At 68.6% G+C, this 21,209-nt stretch carries 12 protein-coding genes; 8 read left to right on the top strand and 4 right to left on the bottom strand.

Annotated elements, in window-relative coordinates; translation table 11 throughout:
• Nucleotides 1-97: 97 nt before the first annotated feature.
• Nucleotides 98-997, bottom strand: coding sequence for a hypothetical protein (locus ABD05_RS23805; protein ID WP_047902496.1), 900 nt, complete (start codon nt 995-997; stop codon nt 98-100).
• Between the two features lie 78 nt (nt 998-1,075).
• On the opposite strand from ABD05_RS23805, the gene ABD05_RS23800 reads away from it, so the two are divergent.
• Together ABD05_RS23800 and ABD05_RS23795 are read left to right on the top strand one after the other, a co-directional pair.
• Entirely contained in the window at nt 1,076-1,414 is a 339-nt protein-coding gene (locus tag ABD05_RS23800) for a helix-turn-helix domain-containing protein (RefSeq protein WP_047902495.1), read from the top strand.
• A 376-nt stretch (nt 1,415-1,790) separates the two neighbouring features.
• On the top strand, nt 1,791-3,197 hold the full coding sequence (locus tag ABD05_RS23795) for a methyl-accepting chemotaxis protein (RefSeq protein ID WP_047902494.1): 1,407 nt from the start codon (nt 1,791-1,793) through the stop codon (nt 3,195-3,197).
• A 143-nt stretch (nt 3,198-3,340) separates the two neighbouring features.
• On the opposite strand, the gene pbpC is transcribed toward ABD05_RS23795, so the two are convergent.
• Together pbpC and ABD05_RS23785 are read right to left on the bottom strand one after the other, a co-directional pair.
• Entirely contained in the window at nt 3,341-5,752 is a 2,412-nt protein-coding gene (pbpC, locus tag ABD05_RS23790) for a penicillin-binding protein 1C (protein ID WP_053059968.1), read from the bottom strand.
• Nucleotides 5,753-5,806: 54 nt separating this feature from the next.
• The gene (locus ABD05_RS23785; protein ID WP_047902493.1) at nt 5,807-11,809 is read right to left on the bottom strand and encodes an MG2 domain-containing protein; all 6,003 of its coding nucleotides are present in this window, start codon (nt 11,807-11,809) and stop codon (nt 5,807-5,809) included.
• Between the two features lie 307 nt (nt 11,810-12,116).
• On the opposite strand from ABD05_RS23785, the gene ABD05_RS23780 reads away from it, so the two are divergent.
• Both ABD05_RS23780 and ABD05_RS23775 read left to right on the top strand, forming a co-directional pair.
• Nucleotides 12,117-13,370 carry a lipoprotein-releasing ABC transporter permease subunit gene (locus ABD05_RS23780; RefSeq protein ID WP_047902492.1) on the top strand — a complete coding sequence of 418 codons (1,254 nt, stop codon included), beginning with the start codon at nt 12,117-12,119 and terminating at the stop codon, nt 13,368-13,370.
• Between the two features lie 687 nt (nt 13,371-14,057).
• Entirely contained in the window at nt 14,058-16,016 is a 1,959-nt protein-coding gene (locus ABD05_RS23775) for a Xaa-Pro dipeptidyl-peptidase (protein ID WP_047902491.1), read from the top strand.
• A gap of 100 nt (nt 16,017-16,116) precedes the next feature.
• On the opposite strand, the gene ABD05_RS23770 is transcribed toward ABD05_RS23775, so the two are convergent.
• Nucleotides 16,117-17,046, bottom strand: a complete 930-nt coding sequence (locus ABD05_RS23770) for a 2-hydroxyacid dehydrogenase (RefSeq protein ID WP_047902490.1) — start codon at nt 17,044-17,046, stop codon at nt 16,117-16,119.
• A 164-nt stretch (nt 17,047-17,210) separates the two neighbouring features.
• On the opposite strand from ABD05_RS23770, the gene osmF reads away from it, so the two are divergent.
• From osmF to ABD05_RS23750, 4 genes are read left to right on the top strand one after another with little or no spacing between them, the layout of a single operon-like run.
• Nucleotides 17,211-18,134, top strand: coding sequence for a glycine betaine ABC transporter substrate-binding protein OsmF (gene osmF / locus ABD05_RS23765; protein WP_047902489.1), 924 nt, complete (start codon nt 17,211-17,213; stop codon nt 18,132-18,134).
• On the top strand, nt 18,131-19,309 hold the full coding sequence (locus ABD05_RS23760) for an ABC transporter permease (RefSeq protein ID WP_047902488.1): 1,179 nt from the start codon (nt 18,131-18,133) through the stop codon (nt 19,307-19,309). The genes osmF and ABD05_RS23760 overlap by 4 nt, the downstream gene beginning before the upstream one ends.
• A complete protein-coding gene (locus ABD05_RS23755; RefSeq protein ID WP_047902487.1) occupies nt 19,306-20,253 on the top strand; it encodes an ABC transporter ATP-binding protein in 948 nt (315 codons plus the stop codon). The genes ABD05_RS23760 and ABD05_RS23755 overlap by 4 nt, the downstream gene beginning before the upstream one ends.
• Entirely contained in the window at nt 20,250-21,026 is a 777-nt protein-coding gene (locus tag ABD05_RS23750) for an ABC transporter permease (protein WP_047902486.1), read from the top strand. The genes ABD05_RS23755 and ABD05_RS23750 overlap by 4 nt, the downstream gene beginning before the upstream one ends.
• Nucleotides 21,027-21,209: the final 183 nt, after the last annotated feature.

Raw genomic sequence — 21,209 nt, 5'->3', positions numbered from 1 at the left:
CGCGCCGCGCGCTTCGTGCCGATTGTCCCTCTGCGCTCGCCGATCCGCTACGGCGAGTTTGCAACAAATTCTTGCGCGATCTTCTCGCCGCCGGTCGTCACGCGCGCCCGATGCGCGGGCGTGCAAGGCCGCCGAACGCAGCAGGCTCGCCCGGCGACAGGTCGAACAGATCGCCCGTGCGATCGCGCGGATGCTCGGCCGCCGGCCGATTGCGCAATCGCGCCGCATGCGCGGGTGCGACATACGCGGCCGCGGTTTCGATCGGCGGCACGTCGAACAGGTCGCGCGTGACGCCGCGCACGGCATCCGTCGGCGCACGGCCGCGCAAGCGCGCAACCAGCTCGACGAAGCGATCGAAATCGCCCGCGCGCGTCGCCTTGTTCACTTCCGCGAGATCGCGCGCCTTCAGCACGCACGGCTGCGCGAGCCGCACGAAATACGGTGCCTCTAGCTCGACCGACAACGCGAGCGGATAGCTCTTGCCCGTCTGCTCCTTCGCACGCCCGACGCAATCGACCACGGCCGCACCCTGTGCGGCGCCGAGCGGCTTGCCCGTGCTCACGCTACGCAGGTGATCGGGAAACACGCGCAACTGCGTGCCGACCGTCAGCGCGGTGGACGACGCGCACACGAGTGCGTAGTGCTGTTCGCGACGCCGGCCCGACGGCAGCGTCGAGCGGCTCGCGATGAACGTGTGCGGCGGCAGCGGCCGCACCTGGCCGTTCGCGTCGACCCATGCATTCCACAGCAGCGCGTCCTTGCGCTCGCCCGCGCGCGGGCGCGACGCGACCGGCGAAAACAGCGCGAGCAGCGAGCCCGTGCGATGCGCGGCGACTTGCGCGCTGCTGCCGAGCGGCTGGTTGATGCCCCACAGAAAACGCCCGCCCCCGAGCCGGCGCTCCCATTCCTTGCGGAGCACGACGGTCGGCAGTTCCTCGCCGGACTCGGTACCGATCTTGGTCCAGCAGAACGTGGGTGGGAGGTGTTTCAGTGTCATCAACTTTCTCGGGATACAGCCTCGCTGGTGACAGGAAGCCCATTCAACAGCCGTAACTGTATAGGTATAATGCATCGCATGGAAGCCCCGGACCAAGATTTTCCCGTTCAAGACCTGTTGCGCCGCCTGATGGCAGATACACGCTCGTCCAGCGAAATCGCGCGACTTTCCGGGGTCAGCCAGCCGACCGTGTCGCGCCTGCGGCTGTCGAACGGGCATCGGCTGCGCCGCAGCACGCCATTCAATAAGCTATGCAGTTTCTATGGCGTCGATACCGGGCCGTCGCGCCGCCGCTATAACGACCTGCTGCGCGACGCGATCGTCGATGCATGGGACGGCTCCGACGAGCACGGGCGCGCACTGCTGGTCGTGATTCAGGGGTTGAAGGATCTGCAGGCGAAGGCGGATGACGGGTGATGTCGCGGTTTGATTTCGTTCGCATTGCCAGGCGGCTTGAAGTCGGCCGGGAGCGAAGCTGACGCGGCATGACGGCACGCGGGCGGTGCGTTGTTCGGCTTGCCCGGCACGACGGTCGGCGCCAACGTCGGCATCCACCACGTCTTCTGACGCGGCGCATCCGGACGGGCGATCGGCACGCTCGCTCGTCCGGCTCCGCACCGGAAGACGGCCGCCGCGAGAACGTGAAACGCGCAGCGCTTGCCTGACGATCCTCATTTCCGATCCTGACGTTTACCCGACCTCAAGTCGGCGGCCACGCTGCCGTCAAGTCAGGAGCGCACACCCAAAATCGGTCAAGAACAGGGAATGCGCGCCCTCTAGGAGACCCAGCAACGTGAACCTCTTCGGAATCGGCCGCGGCCGCCGTTCATCGCGCGCGCTCGTCGGCGACATCGCCGAGCAGGCCGGCAAGCTCGGCATCGAGATCTGCGACGTCTCGGGCCATGTCGAGGAAGTCGCCGCCCGCGTCGCCAGGCAGGCGGAGGTCTGCCACACGCTGCGTGAATCGGCCGCCGTCACGCTGCGCGGCAACCACCGGATCGCCGAAGCCGCGCAGCAGGTGCGCGCCGTCAGCGCCAATGCGTCGAACGCGGTCCAGAAGTCGCAACAGACGATCGAGGCATCGCTCGCCGACATCCACGGCCTCGTCGAGGGCGTCACGTCGATCGGCAGCCAGATGGGCGCGCTGCGCGACGCGCTCGATCACGTGCGGGCCGTGTCCGAGGAGATCTCCGTCATCGCCCGCCAGACCCACCTGCTCGCGCTGAACGCCGCGATCGAAGCCGCGCGCGCCGGCGAGTCGGGCCGCAGCTTCGCGGTCGTCGCGGCCGAGGTCAAGAATCTGTCCGCGAAGACCGGGCAGGCGACGGCCCAGATCGAGACGACCCTCGCGCGCCTTGCCGAACAGACCGAACACCTGATCGCGGAGGGAACCGACAACGCCGCGCGCGCCCATCGCGTACGCGAGGGCACGCGCACGATCGGCGAGGTCGTGCACTCGACGGGGCACGCGATCACCGAACTCGCCGGCGAGGCCGAACAGATCGCGTCGCTCACCGACGAGATCGAGACGCAGTGCCACCACCTCGAGGAACAGGTTGGCGAAATGGCGTCCGGCGTCGAGGATTCCAGCGACAACTTCTCGCAAGCCAAGGACCGGCTCGGCAACCTGCTCTCCGTCTCCGAGACGCTCATCGAACTCACGGCCGCGACCGGCATCGAGTCGCCCGACACGCGCTTTATCGAAACCGCGCGGAACACGGCCGCGGCGATCAGCAAGCTCTTCGACGATGCGGTCGCGCGCGGCGATATCGCGCTCGACGCGCTGTTCGACGCGAACTACGTGCCGATTCCCGGCACCGATCCGCAGCAGTTCATGACGCGCTTCACGGCCTTCACCGATCGCGCGCTGCCGGCCGTCCAGGAGCCGGTGCTCGAGATCGACGAACGCATCGTCTATTGCGCCAGCTTCGACAAACAGTGCTACCTGCCGACTCACAACCGGAAGTTCTCGCTGCCCCAGCGCGCAGACGCCGCGTGGAATGCGGCGAACTGCCGGAACCGCCGGATCTACACGGACCGGACGGCGCGCACCTCCGTGTCGCATACCAAGCCGTTCCTGCTGCAGACCTATCGGCGCGACATGGGCAACGGCAACTTCGCGCTGATGAAGGACGTTTCCGCGCCCATCGTGGTCGGCGGACGGCAATGGGGTGTCCTGCGGATCGGCTACAGCGCATGAATCGGCGCTAGCGGGTCATCCGTGCAGCGCTCGCACCGTCGCGCGGAACGCGGGCGCCGACAGATAGCACAGCGCTCGGCCCGCTTCGTCGCGTTCGTCTGCCGCATGGGCGAAATCACCGCGATCGATGTCGTCGCTCGCCCCTACTGCTCGAGCCCGACCGCCAGCGGCCGCTGGTCGCTGCGCCCGTGATCGTCGACCACCCGCACCGCATAGCTGCCGGCCGTGCGCGGCTGCCAGAACAGCGCGTCGCCAGGCGCGCTGCGGCCGACATACGCGTCGTTGACGAACCAGTACAGCGCATGCGCGCTCGCGTCGGCCGTCGCGTTGAACGCGATGCGCGTATCGTCGGCGCTCTTCACGCGCATCGCATACGTACTGCCTCGCAGCGGCGACGTGATGCGCGGCGGATCGCCGTCTACTTGCCCCGCATCGCGGCAGTCCGCGTTCTGCGGCGGCCGCCGGCGCGGAATGCCGGCCTGCGCGAACACCTGCTGCAGGTCCGACGGCCAGAACTCGAAGATCTCCGTATGCGTGCGCTTGCCGTCGTACGGCGGGCATGCGGCCTTTCCCGTCGCATCGTCGATCACGACGGGCCGGTGCACGGTGCTCACGCGGATCGGCGACGTGCCGGGAATGAACCACGTCCAGCCCTGCTGCGGACACCACTCGTTCGGCAGCTCGCCGCTCGCGAGGCAGATCCGCACGCGCTTCAGGTGCGGCGGCACCGCGCGCGGCGGCTCGACGAGCGTGCGCTCGGCATTCAGCGCGTCGACGACCTGGAAGAACAGCGGCGCGGCCGCATCGACGCCGACGAACGCCGTGTTGGTCGAATTGTCGAAGTTGCCGACCCACACGACCAGCACATACGGGCCGAACACGCCGGCCGTCCACGCATCGCGGAACGACCATGACGTGCCGGTCTTCCAGTAGACGGGCACGCCCGACGGCTGCGCGCCGCTCGTCTCGTCGGGCCGCAGATGCTGGCGCAGCATGTCCATCGTCATGTAGCTCGCCTCCGCGCTCAGCAGGCGCCGGCCGGGCGCGGCCGGTTCGTCCGCGCGCAGCCGCAGCGGCCTGAACTCGCCGCGATTCGCGAGCATCGCGTAAAGCGCCGCGAGATCCTGCGCCGTCACTTCGCCGCCGCCGAGCACGAGCGCGAGCCCGTAGTGCTGCGCGCTCGCGAGCCGGCGCACGCCGGATTCCTGAAGGAATCCATACAAATCGGGCGACTTGAGCTGCGACGCAACCCATACGGCCGGCACGTTGCGGCTGCGGTTCAGCGCATCGGTCGCGGTGATCGGCCCGAGGAAATGGCCGTCGAAATTCTCCGGCGCATACGGCCCGAACGCGGTCGGCACGTCGCGCAGCACGGTCTGCGGATGCAGCACGCCCTGGTCGAAGCCGAGCGCATAGATGAACGGCTTGAGCGTCGAGCCCGGCGAGCGCCGCGCGAGCGTGCCGTTCACCTGCCCGTCGATCGTGCGATCGAAGAAGTTCGCGGAACCGACGAGCGCCTTCACGCCCATGTCGCGCGTATCGACGAGCAGCGCGGCCGCGTTGCGCACGCCGCGTGTGTCGTTGCGTGCGACGTAGCGCGCGATCTGCCGTTCGAGCGTGCGCTGCAGATCGAGATCGAGTGTCGTCACGAGCCGCGCGCCGGCATCGTTCGTGTCGTCCGCGTCGCCCGATGTCGTGCGCCATGCGCTGCGCGCGGCGAGCGCCTGGTCGACCGCGTGCGGTGCGTCGAACGGCAGCGCCGACAGCGGCCGCATCGCGAGCGGCAACGCGAACAGCGGCTTGAGCGACGCATCGCGCGGGTGCTTCGTCAGCCAGCGCGCGTATAGCCGGTTGCGCGACGCGGCCAGCGCGCGGTTGATCTCGTCCTGCCCGCCGCGCACGCGCCGCGCCGGGTCCTGCGGAATCACCGCAAGCGCGAGCGCCTCGGGCAGCGTCAGCGCGTCGGGCATCCGGTCGAAATAGACGACGCACGCGGTGCCCGCACCTTCGACGTTGCGGCCGTACGGTGCATCGTTCAGATAGGCTTCGAGGATCTGCCGCTTCGAGTAGAAAAGTTCGAGCTGCACCGCGCGCGCGACCTGCTCGAGCTTGCCGGCCGGCGTGCGCGTGTTCAGCCGCCACAGCGAGCGCGCAAGCTGCATCGTCAGCGTCGAGCCGCCCTGCGGATTGCCGCCGCGCACATACGTGATCCATGCGCCGCGCGCGAGCCCGTACGGATTGAAGCCCGGATGCCACCAGAACCAGCGATCCTCGTGCAGCATCACGGCTTCGACGAGCTGCGGCGACATCCGGTCGAGCGGCACCCACAGCCGGTAGCGGTCGTCCTTCGCGAGCGTCAGGCGCAGCAGCCGGCCGTGCACGTCGACCACCGCGACCGACGACGGCTTCCAGTCGCGCAGCGGCGGATGCGGCCACAGCCGGCACGCGGCCAGCGCGCCGAACACAAGCAGCGCGCCGGCGATCCAGTTCTGCCAGCGATGCAGCCAGCGGCCGGCGCCATGCAGCGCGCGCCGCAGCACGGATCCATCAGCCACGCGCGGGCGCTCCTCGCATCCGGCGCGGCTTGCAAGGCCGGTGCAGCCGCACCGTCATCGCACGCGCTCCACCGTCAGCGCCGTGCCGCCCGGCGCCTGCGCCTGCACGCGGCGGTCGTACATCGACTCGCCGTACGCGGGCGGCGCGACGAAGCGGCCCGCGTTGCTCGCCTTGATCCGGTAGACGAACTCGCGCACGTCGGTCGTCGCGGTGCCGTAGATCACCACGCGATCCTCGCGCACGTCCGCGAACTGCGGCTGCCACGTCGAACCCGTTACGCCGATCGGCGAATGCCACGGGGCATCGGCCGCCGGCGCCGACGCGCCGCCTTCGCCATTGCCGTCGCCGTCCTGCGCGTCGGTCGCGGGCGGCGGCGCGATTACCGGATCGAAGCCGCCGGGCAGCAGATCGACGATCGCGATGTTGCCGACGTTCGCCGAGCCCGTCGCGCGGATCTTCAGGTGCACGTCGATTTCCTGGCCGAGCGTGATCTTGTCGAGCGGCTTGCCGTTCGTGTCGGTGTAGTCGCGCACGATCTCGAGCCCGTTCCTGATCGCCTTCGTCGACGTGCCGCGATCGTAGCCCGACTGGCTCGCGACCCACCACGCGGGCAGCGCGCTGCCGTTCACGAAGTCGATGCGCGACGCGCCGGCCGCCCACGTGCCCGAGCGCACGAGGTTCGCCTGGATCGACGACACGTCCTTCGGCGCGGCGCCCGCGCGCACTTCGTTGATCGCGAGCTGGTCGAGCTGGCCCGCGTTCGACGCCGCATACGCATCGAGCGCGAGGATCGTCATCGCCGACGACAGCGTGTTGTAGCGGTTGTCGACCAGCGGCGCGGCGATGTTGTCCATCGCGCGCGGCGACAGCTTGCGCACGCGCTCGGGGAAGTGCTTCGCGAGCAGGTACAGCACGCTCGCGTCGCGCGTCAGCGGATCGATGTAGTAGCCGGTCACGTAACCGCCATCGGACGTACGCTTGCGTTCGAGCAGCGCCTGCGGGCCCGCGATCAGCGCGGCGGCCTCCTTGTCCTGCTTCAGCAGTTGATACGACGCGGCCAGCCACGCGGCCGCGAGATCGCTCTTCCAGTCGTTCGGATACGCATCCTGCAGGCGCTTCTGCACGGCCGCGAGGCTGTTGGTCGTCACGTTGCCCTGGCGCGTCAGCAGATACACCGCGTATGCGCGCTGCCGCAGCAGGTCGAGCGAGCCGAGCGAATCGTTCGCCGCGAGCTTCTGCAGATACGTGTTGCCCGTGTCGAGCATGTCCTTCGGCACGGCCGTGCCGCGCTCGCGCGCGTCGAGCAGCACGTGCATCGCATAAGCGGACACGAACGGATCGGCATCAGGCGTCGCGCTCCACAGGCCGAAGCCGCCCTGCACGTTCTGCCGGCTGCGCAGTACGCCGAGGAACTGCGCGATCGCGCCCGCGTTCGCCGCGTCGGCGCCGGCTTCAGGTGCATGCATCGCGCTCGTCAGCGCGCGCACCGACAGCCACTTCGACGCGAACACGCGCGGCACGACCGCGCTCACCATCTGCTCGCTGCAGTAGTGGTCGAAATTGACGAGATAAGACGACAGCCCCTCGGACAGCACGAGCGGCGCGGTCGAGATGCTCGCGTCGCGCGACGCATACGCGTCGTACATCGGCCGCAGGTTCGGCACGCTCGCCTTCTTGCCCGGATCGAGCCGCGCGATGTCGAGCTGCGTGCGGAACGCGGCGGCCGGCCGCACCGACACGTCGACGCGCTGCTGCGCACCCTTCGCGCCGTAGCGCGCGCCGAACGACAGCATGCCCGAGCCGAGCGTGTCGGTCGCCTTCACGCGGAACAGCGCGACGCCCTCGTGCTGCGGCGCGAGCGCGACGTTCTGCGTCGCCGGCCCGATCACCTGCAACTGCGGGCCCGTCTTCAGCGTGACCGCGACCGGCACCGGCTGGTTGCCGACGCCCGTCAGGTTGTTCGCGACGCCGACGCTCACGTCGGCCTCGTCGCCCAGCGCGAGCGTCGTCGGCACGTTCGGCGACAGCACGAAATCGCCGCGCACCGTCGTCGCGCCTTCGAACGTGCCGACCAGGTCCGGCGACACCGACACGGCCATCACGCGCAGCTTCCCGTTGAAATAGTCGGGCACCGTGTAGCTCAAACGCGTGTCGCCGTTCACGTCGACGATCCCCGACCAGTAGACGACCGGCTTGTCGCGCTTGCGCTTGAACGGGTTCAACTGGCGACCGATCGCGTCGTCGGTGTCGCCGCCGGGCGCGGCCATCGCCATCAGCTTCTCGAAGTCCGGCAGGATCAGGTCAAGGATCTGCGACGTGCCGACTTCGAGCATCCGCTTGCGGAAGAAGAACTTCAGCGGATCGCCGAGCTTGTAGCGCGCGACCTGCAGGATGCCTTCGTCGACCGCGAACACGACGACCTTCGCCGGCTTCGCCGAATGCACGGTGAAGGTGGCGGTGTCGCCCGGCTTCACGAGCGCCGGCGCATCGACGGTGAGCGCATTGCGGCGCGCGTCGAGGTTCACCGAGAACGGCACGACGCCGTAGCTCAGCGGGCTCATGAAGATCTCGTCCGACGACGGATCGCGGATGTATTGCACGTTGATGTAGCCATTGCCTTCGAAGCCGGCCGGCACCGTGATGTGCTGGATCGAACTCGTCGTATCCGCATGGAACCATGCGTGCGCATACACCTTGTCGCGCTCGATCGTGATCAGGCCGCTGCCCGCGTAAGGCGCGCGGATCGCGATCTCGACCTGCTCGCCCGGCTTGTAGTCGTGCTTCGCGAGGCTCACCTGCAGCTCGGCGTTGCGGTCGAGCGAGCGCGTGACGTTCGCGTCGCCCGTGACCGAATACTCGATCCGGTTCACCGCGGTGCCGTCCGCGCCGCGGATCACGAGCGCATAGCTGCCCGGCTTGTCGGTGCGCAGCGTGAAGTCGAGCCCGGCCGCCGGAATCGTCAGCGGTTTCTCGTCGACCGGCACTTCCTTCAGCCGCGAATCGTATTTGTACGCGCCGGAATCCTGCTTGGTCAGCACCGACACGTAGCGTTCCTCGACGAGCTGCGCACGCAGGTCCTTCACGCCGATCGCCTTCGCGCCCGGGTCGATCGCGACGAGCCGCACCGCGCGCGGGCTGCCGCGCTTCACGTAGCCGAGATCGTCGACCGACTTGTAGCCGACGAGCCAGTCGTTGTTCGACACGAGCGTCTGCGCGTTCGCGGCGACGTTACGCCCGCCTTCCGCTTCATACGCCTTCGCCTGGAAGTAGAGCTGGTAGGTCGCATCCGCGTACTTGTCGAGATCGAGGTCGAACTCGGCATGGCCCTTGTCGTCGGTCGTGCCGTCCTGCAGCGTCGTCGTATAGCCTTCCTTCGCGCGGCGCGCGTCGAAGAAGTGATAACCCTGCCAGCTGCGGAACGACGGCCACACGGGGCGCAGCGTCAGCGTCGCCGCGACGCGGCGCTTCTCGGCCGGCGTGCCGAACAGGTTCTGCGCATCGACGATGCCCTTCAGCCCCTTCGGCTTCACCCAACCTTCGACGACCTGCTGCGACAGCTTCGCGTCGACCTTCATCCGGTCGGGCAGGAACTCCTTCACCTGCACCGTCGTGCTGCCGATCGGCTCGGCGCCCGGCTGGCCATCCTTGACGATGTACAGGTTGACCGTCCACGTGCCGGTCGGCGACGTTTCGGCCGTCGTATAGCCAAGTTCCGTGAAGCCCGTCGCGTCGACGGTTACCGGCTTGCGCTCGACGGTGATCCCGCGCGGGTCGACGATCTCCGCCTGCAGCGGCACGCCGGCCGGGCTGCGCGCCCAGCTCGCCGCGCGCACGATCAGGCCGATGTGGAACGGATCGCCGGGCCGGTACAGGCCGCGATCCGAGAACAGGTACGCGGATAGTTGCCCCTGGCCTGTCGCGTTGCGTTCGCCGTCGACGTCGAAGCGCGAAAAATCGAGCTGGCGATCGCGGCCCGCCACCGGCAGGAACGACAGGTCGCTGTCCTTCTTCACCACATACAGTTGCGGACGCTTCTCGCGGTCGAGCCCCTTGAACGCGGGGAAATGCACGACGCCGTCGGCGGTCGTGGTCTGCGAGAACAGCGTCTGGCCGTTCACCGCGAGCACCGATACGGTTGCGCCCGCAACCGGGCGGCCGTTGCGGATCGACTGGATGAACACGTCCTGGCTGCCGTCCAGCGCGCGCTTGACCAGCATCCCGAGATCGGTCACGACGATCAGGCGCGTGTCGCCGAGCGCCTTGTCGCTGTCGTCGCCGTTGCCGTTGCTGTCGCCCGAATCGGCGTTGCCGGACTGATCCTGGCTGCCGTCGCCCGACGAAGCATCGCTGTCCTTCGCATCGTCGGCCTTCTTCTTCTCGGCCGCCGGATCGTACTTCGACAGGTGCAGCAGGAACACGCCGCGCTTGCCGCCCTTCAGGTACTGGCCGAGATCGATGCCTTCGTAATGCGCCTTGCCGGGGTCGCCGGCCGGGAACGCGCGCGTCTGCACGAAGCGCTCGACGATGTGATCCTCGCTGAACGAATACGACAGCTCGGGCCGCGCGTACGTGCCGTTGTTGAAGCTCACGAGATGCTGAAGCTGGTCGGGCACCACGCGGCCGATCTCGACCTTCATCCCCGGCAGGTTGCGCGATACGACCGACAGCCGCTTGCTGCCGCTCATCGACAGCAGCGAGCCGTCGGCCATGAAGCGCAGCAGCTTCGGATAGTCGGGCACCGTGAACGCGGTCGTCACCGGCGCGCCGAGCAGGTAGCCGCCCGCCGATTTCAGGTCGCCTTCGAAACGCACGACGATGCGGTCGCCCGGCGTCGCGTGATACTTGAAGCTCTGCAGCGTCGCGAAGTCGTTCTCGGTCGGCACCGCTGCGAGCGGGAGCGGCTTCGACTGCTTCAGCACCGCGTCACTGATGTCGGCCACGTTCCATTCGTACGGCGGATCGTCGTCCGACTGATCGACGCCCGGCTTGCGCTTCGGCAGCACCCACGCCTTCGCGCGCGCAGCGAGATCGGCGCTGCGCACGCCGTCGGACGTTTCCGCGACGAGCACCTGCTCGGGCTCGTAGCGCTCGTTGTCGACGAGCGTCGGCTCAACGTTGCCGATTGTCAGGCTGTAGAGCCCCGGCACGCCGACCGACGCGTGCAGCACCGCCGGCGTACCTTCGCCGCCGCGCGTACTCTTCACGCCTTTGTCGACGTCGAGCCGCACCGACAGCGGATCGTGCGGAATCTCGAGCGGCTGCGAATAGACCCACGCGCTCGTCTTCATCTTGTCGTAGTTGACCGTGTAGCGCAGCGGCGACACGGTCTTGCCGTCGCGGCCGACCAGCACGAGGCCGATGCGCTTCTCGAGCTCGGCCGGATCGACCGGATAGTTGAAGCGCAGTTGCAGCAGCGCCTGCTTCTCCGCCGGATTGTCGGGGTTCTGGTAGAACTGGTTGTCGCCCGACGTCGCGGTGAAGGCCGGCAGGTCGAATGCAAAATGATCGTCGTGCATCGTCACCTGCGGCGCGAACACCTGGTGCACCGCGAAACGCACCTCGACGTGCGCGCCGACCGGCCAGTCGGCCGCCGGCGTGAAGCGCAGCGTCTTGTCGTCGACCCACTCCCACGCGCCCTTCAGCGCGGGCGTCATCTCGATGCCCTGCCCGGCCGGCTTGCCGACCCGCTCGATCGGCGCGGCCGATCGGGAGAACACCACTTCGAGCGGATGCACGGTGATCTTCGGCTTGTCGCCGTCGTCGACCTCGTAGGTCGTGATCGCCGGCGCCTTCACGGTAAAGTCGACGGTCTCGGGCTCGGGCGGCTTCGGACGATGCTTGAACCAGTATCCGCCGTAGCCGAGCGCGGCCGCGAGCAGCACGATGCCACCGGCATGCCACGGGCGGCGGCGCACGGCCGCGACGGTGATGCCCGCCCACGCGGGCGCCGTCCACGACACGTCGCCGACCAGCGGCCGCAGCACGCGGCCGAGCAGGCGCCAGACGAAGCCCGCCGCGCGAATCGGCAGGAGCAGCAGGAAGCGCAGCAAATCCATTTTGTTATTTCCTTGTTCAAGGACGTGCTGCCGGCTGCGGCAACGTACCCCGAGATTTATTGGTCTGTGACGGCGCGGCCCTGGTTGCGCCGTGAATGCTTGGAATGTTTTGTTCGACCGGATGCTGGCCGACATTATGGGTCAGAGCCGAAACGATGGAAATATCGGCGTGCGGGCGTGCAACGCAGGCCGACGACCGGCCGGTCGGGCGGTATTCCGCCCGCGTCGCAACCTCTGCGCGCAGTCGCGCCGCGTTCGCTAGAATGCGCGGCTCGACGTGGTTCGTATCGAATTGAAAGGAAATCGCTTGAAACTCCCGTTCGAATGGCAGATCGGGCTGCGCTATGCGCGCGGCGGCCGGCGCTCGGCCGGCGACGGCTTCGTGTCGTTCATTGCCGGCGCCGCGATGGCCGGCATCGCGCTCGGCGTCGCCGCGCTGATCGTCGTGCTGTCGGTGATGAACGGCTTTCGCACCGAGGTGCGCGACCGGATGCTGTCGGTGCTCGCGCATGTGGAAATCTTCTCGCCGTCCGGCGCGATGCCCGACTGGCGGCTCACCGCGCACGAATCGCTGCGGAACCCGGCCGTGCGCGCCGTCGCGCCCTATGTCGACGCGCAGGCGCTGCTGACGAACGCGGGCAGTGTGACGGGCGTCGCGCTGCGCGGCATCGATCCGGTGCTCGAGCCGCGCGTGTCCGAGATCGCGCGCAAGCTGAAGACCGGGCGCCTCGATGCGCTCGTGCCGGGCGAAATGGGCATCGTGCTCGGCGCCGCGCTGGCCGACGCGCTGCACGTCAAGATCGGCGACCGCATCACGTTCTTCGCGCCCGGCAATGCGGCCCGCGTCGGCGATGCGCTGCCGCGGTTCCGGCAGTTCAACGTGGTCGGCACGTTCGAGTCGGGCCACTACCAGTACGACAGCGCGCTCGCGTACATCCACATCCGCGACGCGCAGAAGCTGTTCAACGTGCCCGCGCCGACCGGCATCCGGTTGCGGCTCGACGATCTGCAGCGCGCGCCCGACATCGCGCTGGCGCTGTCGCGCACGCTGTCGGGCGATCTTTATATCCGCGACTGGACGCGGCAGAACCGTACGTGGTTCGAAGCCGAGCGGCTGCAGAAACGCATGCTGTCGCTGATCCTGATGCTGATCGTCGCGGTCGCCGCGTTCAATCTCGTGTCGTCGCTGGTGATGACGGTCACGCAGAAGCAGGGCGACATCGCGATCCTGCGCACGCTCGGCGCGCCGCCCGGGTCGATCACGAAGATCTTCGCGATCCAGGGGATGACGATCGGCCTCGCCGGCACGCTGGCGGGCGTCGCGCTCGGCTGCGCGATCGCGGTCAGCATCCCGTGGGTGCTGCCTGCGATCGAGCAGTTGCTCGGCATCCGCTTCCTGACGCCGTCCGTGTATTTCCTCAGTTCGCTGCCGTCGAAGCTCGCGGCTGTCGACGTGATCGAGATCGCCGCGGCCGCGTTCCTGATGTCGTGCGTCGCGACGCTGTACCCGAGCTGGCGTGCCGCGAGGGTGCGGCCGGCCGAAGCATTGCGCGACGAATAGACGCGGCGTCCGGCGCCTGCGCTACGCGATGTCGTGGAAACCGACGCTGTTGCCGTCGTCCGGCGTGATCGAAATCGTCATTGCCCTCTCTCTCCTTTCAGAATGTTTTTAAATGTTCCGGACGGATTACAGCGAAGTTGAGACCGATGCTGCAAGGATCGGCGGGCGCATGCCGCGCACACATGGAAACTTTGTTTGATACAAACTAAAAAAGTTTGACACCGAGATTTCACTGAGATAAGTTTGCGCAAGCTTCCGGAAAGAAATCCGGCCAGCCATGCCGACACGCGTCGCGCTTTCCTGCCGTTGCAGCACCGTCGTTCGCAACACCCCCGCCTCATCGCATCATGCCGTTCCGTTTCATCTGAAACCTGAAGGAAGGTCGGGCATGCCCGCATTTGATTCGCACTCCTGCATTCGCATCGCACCGCCGTCGCTACCTGGACCGCGCGGCCCGAACCGGCTGCCGCGCTGACACTTTCCGGTCGGGGCGATGCAGTCGCCCCGACACTCGCCGGGTGGCGCGCCGCATGACGCGCGCCGACACCGGCCGTGACATCCGGGCGCATCGCCCGGCGCTTTCGCAGGTGCAGTTCCGCTTCATCCGATGCAGCACCCGGCCAGGCCGCAGGGGGCATATCGCGAGCCGGCCGGTTCACGACAATCACGAACAAGAACGAGGTCGAAATGAACATTCATCGAACCGGATTGCGGCGCGCGTGGCTTCCCGCGCTCGTTGCGGCCGCGACGCTCGCTGCATGCGGCGGCGACGACGGCGGCAGCGTCGCGGGTGCATCTGCGCTCGCTCAGGGCCAACAGGAGGGGGCCGCCGCATCGGCGGCCGATACGCAGTCGCTGGCGTCACGCATCTCGCCGTCCGGCGTTCCGTACGCCAATCCGGCCAGCGGCGGGCGCTACCGCCCCGTGATCGCGAACGGCCAGGTGCAGCCGTCGCTGTCGGGCGGCACGATCGAGGAGAACGCGTGGGTCGACACGCCGGTCGATTCCGACGGCGACGGCACGCGCGACCGCATTCACGTGCGCATCGTGCGCCCGTCCGAAACCGCGAACGGCGCACGCACGCCCGTCATCGTGCTCGCGAGCCCGTACTACGCGGGGCTCGCCGACAGCCCGAACCACGACGTCGACGTCGAGCTCGACGGCACGCCGCATCCGGCCGCGAACGCAGCCGCGTCGGCATCGACGTCCGCGCGCATCATGGCCGCCGCACCGCAGACGCGGATGCTGCAGCAGCTCGAAGCGGCCGCCGCCGGGCGCTCGTGGATCGAAAGCTACTTCGTGCCGCGCGGCTTCACGATCGTCTATGCGGATTCGCTCGGCACCGCCGGTTCGGACGGCTGCCCGACGATCCTGACGCGCGACGAATCGGTCGCGATGGCGTCGGTGATCCGCTGGCTCGGCCGCGACGCGACCGCGAAGGACGCGAGCGGCAAGACGGTCGTCGCGAACTGGTCGACGGGCCACGTCGGCATGTACGGCGTGTCGTACGACGGCACGCTGCCGAAAATGGTCGCGAGCCTGCGCACGCGCGGGCTCGATGCGATCGTGCCGATCGCCGGCCTGTCGAACATGTATGGCTATTACCGCTCGGGCGGGCTCGTGCGCGCGCCGGAGGGCTATCAGGGCGAAGACGTCGACGTGTATATCAAGGCGCTGCTGACGAACGCGCATCCGGAGCGCTGCACGCACCTGATCGACGAAGCGTTGCAGAAGGAAAACCGCACGACCGGCGACTATTCGCCGTTCTGGGCCGCGCGCGACATCCCGACCGCGTTCGCGGTCGCGCCGGCGCTCGTCGCGCAGGGGCTGACCGACGACAACGTGCGCGTCGACCAGTCGACGTCGTGGTATCTCGCGATGCGGCGCCAGGGCGTGCCGACGCAATTGTGGCTGCATCGCCTGAAGCACACCGATCCGTCGCGCGTGCCGGCGATGGCCGACGCATGGACCGCGGAGGTGAACCGGTGGTTCACGCGCTACCTGATCGGCTTCGACAACGGTGTCGAACGCGATCCGCGGGCGGTGATCGCGCAGGCGGACGGCACGCTGCTGAAGGAAGCCGACTGGGCCGCGCGCCATGCGACGCCGGTTTCGTATTTCGCGGGCGGTGACGGCGCGGGTACCGGCACGCTGCTGCGGATGCCGACCGGCGGCCCGCTCGCACGCTTCACCGACGATGCGCGCATTACCGCGCTCACGCTGGCGAATGCGCCGACCGGCGAGAACCGCAGCCGCTTCGAGACCGCGCCGTTCACGGCCGCGACCCGACTGTCCGGCACCGCGACGGCACGCGTCAGGCTGACCTTCACCGGTGTGGCCAACGTGACGGCGCTGCTGGTCGACCGCGCACCGGACGGCACGGCCACGATCGTCACGCGTGCGTGGACCGACCCGCGCAACCGGCTGTCCGACTGGCTGTCGGAACCCGTGCTGCCCGGGATGCCGTACGACCTGAAGCTGACGTTCATGCCGCGCGACTACAAGCTCGAAGCCGGCCACCGGCTGGGGCTCGTCGTCCTGTCCAGCGACAACGAGGCGACGCTGCGGCCGACGCCGGGCACGGGCCTGACGCTCGATCCGGCCGGCACGGCGGTGACGGTGCCGCTGGTTTCGGTTTCGTCGTGAGCGGGCGCGTGTGACGCAAAGCGGACGGCGACCGATGTCTTTTCGACGTCGGTCGCCGTCCGCACTGTTTTATCTCCGAAAAACCTGACTCAAACGTGACTCAAACGGGCGTCAGCACCGGCTGCCCCGCGAAATGCCGCGCGGCGTTGTCGAGGAACTGCTGCACCGAACGATCGAGCGCCTCGGGCGACCAGCCGCCCATGTGCGGCGTCAGCACGACGCTGTCGAGATCCGTCAGCGCACGAGGCGGCTCCGGTTCCCCTTCATACACATCGAGCCCCGCGCCCGCGATGCGCCCTTCGCGCAGCGCATCCGCCAAAGCAGCGGTATCGACGACGCTGCCGCGCGATACGTTGACGAGAAAGCCGCCGGGGCCGAGCGCGTCGAGCACCGCACGGTCGATCAGGTGCCGCGTGCCCGCGCCGCCCGGTGTCGCGACGATCAGGAAATCGGCCCACTGCGCGAGTGCGTCGAGCCGGTCGAAATAGCGGTAAGGAACAGGCTTCGCCGACCGGTTGTGATAACCGATCTCGATGTCGAAGCCGGCCGCGCGGCGTGCGCACTTCTCGCCGATCTTGCCGAGCCCGACGATGCCGAGCTTCTTGCCCGACACGTTCGGCGGCATCGGCAGCCCCTCGCGCCACACGCCCGCGCGGGTTTTCGCATCGAGCCGCACGACGCCGCGCACCGCCGCGAGCAGCAGCGCGAACGCGTGATCGGCGACGCAATCGTCGTTGGTGCCGGCGCCCGTCACGACCGTGATGCCGCGCGCCTTCGCATGCGCGACGTCGATATGCTCGTAGCCGGCGCCGAGCGCGCTGACGAACGTGAGTTGCGGGAGCCGGTCGATGTCGGTGGCGGCGAGGCCCGTGCTGCCATTGGTCAGCACCGCGCGGATCGTGCCGCCGGATTCGGCGATCGCGCGTTCGCGTGCTTCGGCGGTCGGGGCGTAGCGCACGTCGAACGACGCGGCGATCTCGCGATGCGCGTCGCCGCGCAATGCGATGAGGACCAGCAGCTCGGGCTTCATGGCAGGAATTGTCCGCAGGCGGGAACGGATTTCAGTGTAACAAGCCCGCGTGACGGATGCGGGTTATCCCCACGCGGGCTGTGGGCACGCCGCCGCACGCGGTTTGCCAAAGCCGGCTCAGTCAAGTAACTTTCGGCCTACGCCCCCGTCCTGGAGATTGGCTCATGAAGCTCGCCCTGCCCGCCCGGATCCTGGGCCTCGCATTCGCCGCCGCGCTCGTCGCGCCCGGCGCGCACGCCGACACGCCCGTCGTGGTGTCGTCGAAGATCGACACCGAAGGCAACCTGCTCGGCAACCTGATCGCGCAGGTGCTGAAGGCCCACGGCATTCCGGTCACCGAAAAGATCGCGCTCGGCACGACGCCGATCGTGCGCAAGGCGCTCACGAGCGGCGAGATCGACATCTACCCCGAATACACGGGCAATGCCGCGTTCTTCTTCAACAAGGCCGACGATCCGGTGTGGAAGAACGCGAGCCAGGGCTACGACACCGCGAAGAAGCTCGACTACGCGGCGAACCATCTCGTGTGGCTCGCCCCGGCGCCCGCGAACAATACATGGGGCGTCGCCGTGCTCGCACCCGTCGCGCAGTCGCAGCACCTGAAGACCTTCTCCGATTTCGGCAAGTGGGTCGCGGGTGGCGGCAAGGTGAAGCTCGTCGCGTCGGCCGAATTCGTGAACAGCGCGTCCGCGCTGCCGTCGTTCGAGAAGGCGTACGGCTTCAAGCTGAAACCCGAGCAGCTTGTCGTGCTGTCGGGCGGCGATACGGCCGCGACGATCAAGGCCGCCGCGAACCAGACCGACGGCGCGAATGCGGCGATGGTATATGGCACCGACGGCGGCATCTCGTCGAGCGGCCTCGCGGTGCTCGACGACGACAAGCACGTGCAGCCCGTCTATGCGCCGACGCCCGTGATCCGCGAAGCCGTGCTGAAAGCGCATCCGCAGATCGCCGACTACCTGAAGCCCGTGTTCGCGAGCCTCGACCTGAAGACGCTGCAGTCGCTGAACGCGCGCATCCAGATCAACGGCGAGCCGGCGGCCGGTGTCGCGAAAAGCTATCTGAAATCGAAGGGCTTCGTTAAATGACGGGTCGCGCGGCGGCGTCCGCGCGGCGCGTGATACCCGACAAGGTCGGCATCCTGATCGGAGTACTGACGATCGTTGCCGTGCTCGGCCTGCCGTTCGCAGTGCAGCGTCCGAACCGGATCGCGGCCGGCGCCGATCTGTCGGTGTTCGCCGCGTTGTCCGCCGTGCAGGGCACTGCGCTCGCCGCGCTGTGGATCGTCGGCGCACTGTGGGCGATGACGGCGAGCCGCCCCGCGTGGCGGCTCACGGCAGGCTGCACGTGGCTCGCGACACTCGCATATGCGGTCGGTGCGGCCGCGACGCACGTCGTCGCGCCCGACGACATGCTCGCGCGCGTGTCGCCCGCCGCCGGTGTCTGGCTGCTGCTGTTCGCGTGGGCCGTGCTCGTCGCCGACGCACTCGCACGTCTCGCGTTCGGCCCGTGGCGGCGCCTCGTCGCGCTCGTCGTCGCGATTGCGGCGATCTCGGTGCCGCTCGCGAGCGGCTGGTGGGACGGCCTCTCCGTGATGCGCGAATACGCAGTGCGCAGCGACGATTTCTGGCGCGAAGCGCTCCGTCACGTGTCGCTCGCGGGCGGCTCGGTGGCGGCCGCACTCATCGCGGGTGTGCCGCTCGGCATCGCATGCGCGCGCGTCGCGGCGGTGCGTACCGTCGCGATGCCCGTGCTCAATATCGTGCAGACGATCCCGAGCATCGCGATGTACGGGCTGATGATGGCGCCGCTCGGCCTGCTCGCCGCACACGTGCCGCTCGCGGCCGCGCTCGGCATCCGCGGGATCGGCGTCGCGCCGGCCGTGCTCGCGCTGTTCCTGTATTCGCTGCTGCCGATCGCATCGAGCGTCGTGGTCGGGCTCGAGCAAGTGCCGCCGCACGTGACCGAAGCGGCGCGCGCGATGGGCATGACGCGCGCGCAGCGGCTGCTGCGCGTCGATCTCGTGCTCGCGCTGCCGGTGATCCTGAGCGGCGTGCGCATCGTGCTCGTGCAGAACATCGGCCTGACCGCGGTCGCCGCACTGATCGGCGGCGGCGGGTTCGGCACCTTCATCTTCCAGGGGATCGGGCAATCGGCCGCCGATCTCGTGCTGCTCGGCGCGATCCCGACGATCGCGCTCGCACTGGCGGCCGCCGTCGTGTTCGAAGCCGCGACGTCGCTCGCGAAGGGGCGTGCAGGATGATCGAGATCGAACGGGTCGGCAAACGCTTCGGCGACGTCGTCGCCGTCGACGACGTCTCGCTGACGATCAAGGGCGGCACGATCACCGCACTCGTCGGCGCGTCGGGCAGCGGCAAGTCGACGCTGCTGCGCATGATCAACCGGCTGATCGCGCCCACCAGCGGCACGATCCGCATCGACGGCGTCGATACGGCGACCGTCGCGCCCGAGCAGCTTCGGCGCGGCATCGGCTATGCGATCCAGGGGCATGGGCTGTTTCCGCACTGGAGCGTCGCGCGCAACATCGCGACCGTGCCGCGCCTGCTCGGCTGGTCGTCCGCACGCATCGACGCGCGCGTGAACGAACTGCTCGAACTGTTCCATCTCGCGCCGTCCGAATTCGCGGACAAGCTGCCGCACGAATTGTCGGGCGGCCAGCAGCAGCGCGTCGGCGTCGCGCGCGCGCTCGCGGCCGAGCCCGCGATGCTGCTGATGGACGAACCGTTCGGCGCGCTCGATCCGATCATTCGCGGCAAGGCACAGGATGACCTGTTCGCGTTGCAGCGCCGCCTCGGCGTCACGGTCGTGATCGTCACGCACGATATCGAGGAAGCGCTGAAGCTCGGCGACACGATCGCGGTGATGGACGGCGGACGGCTGCTGCAGGTCGCGCCGCCCGCCGAGATTCTCGGCAAGCCGGCGGCCGGCGTCGTCGAGCAGCTCGTCGCGGGCGTCGACCGGCCGCTGCGCCTGCTCGCGCTGACGCCGATCGACGCGGTAGCCGAACCCGGTCAAGCCGACGGCGAACCGATCGCCGCGACGCGCACGCTGCGCGATGCGGTGTCCGAGCTGCTGTGGCGCGGTGTCGATGCGCTGCCCGTGGACGATGGCGACGGCCGCAATGCGCACAACACGCGACGCATCACGCTCAATGCGATCCGTGCACACGCGAGGAAGCCCGCATGACGACGCACGGCGTCCGGCCTGCGCGTTCGGCGCTGCCCCGGCGACTGCCTGCGTATGCGGCCCGCGCGGCCGCGCTCGCGCTGCTGCTCGTGCTGCTGTTGCGCCCCGCGTGGCTGCAAGGGCTGTTCGCACCGTTCGCGGACAACGGCGCGCCGGTCATCTACGATCGCGCGAGCCTGCTCGACCTCACGCTCGCGCATCTCGGCACGGTCGCGCTGTCGAGCGTAATCGGCACGCTCGTCGCGGTCGCGGCCGGCATCTTCGTCACGCGGCCGGCCGGCGCGGATTTCCTGCCGGTCGCGCGCAGCGTCGTCGATATCGGCCAGACTTTCCCGCCGGTCGCGGTGCTCGCGCTCGCGGTGCCGGCCGTCGGTTTCGGCTTGAAACCCGTGCTGATCGCGCTCGTGCTGTACGGGCTCCTGCCGATTTTCGAAAGCACGATCGCGGGGCTCGAAGACGTGCCGCGCGACGTCGTCGACGCCGCGCGCGGGATGGGGATGAGCGGCTGGCAGCAACTGGTGTCGGTCGAGCTGCCGCTCGCGTTTCCGGTGATCGTCAACGGGATCCGGCTCGCGGTCGTGATCAATCTCGGCACCGCGACGATCGGCTCGACGGTCGCCGCACGCGGGCTCGGCGACGTGATCATCGCGGGCCTGCAGACGTCGAATACCGCGTTCGTGCTGCAGGGCGGCGTGATCGTCGGGCTGCTCGCGGTGCTCGTCAGCGATGCGATCGGCGCGGTTGCGCGAATGGCGGCCGCGCGGCGCGCATAAGGCCCTCGGAGCCGCACCCTGTCACGTACGGGAAAAAAGGATGCGAACGCAACGCCCGGCGACGTTCATCCGGACTCCGATGCGTGCCCATGCAACGATCGGCCCATCGGTCGTCGCGAACCGACACAAGCCTACACGGCGCTTTCATTCGAGCCGGCGCTCGACCACCGGTGGCGATTGGCC

The organism is Burkholderia pyrrocinia (genome assembly GCF_001028665.1).
GTDB lineage: Bacteria > Pseudomonadota > Gammaproteobacteria > Burkholderiales > Burkholderiaceae > Burkholderia > Burkholderia pyrrocinia.
This window is presented reverse-complemented; position numbering and strand designations above follow the sequence as displayed.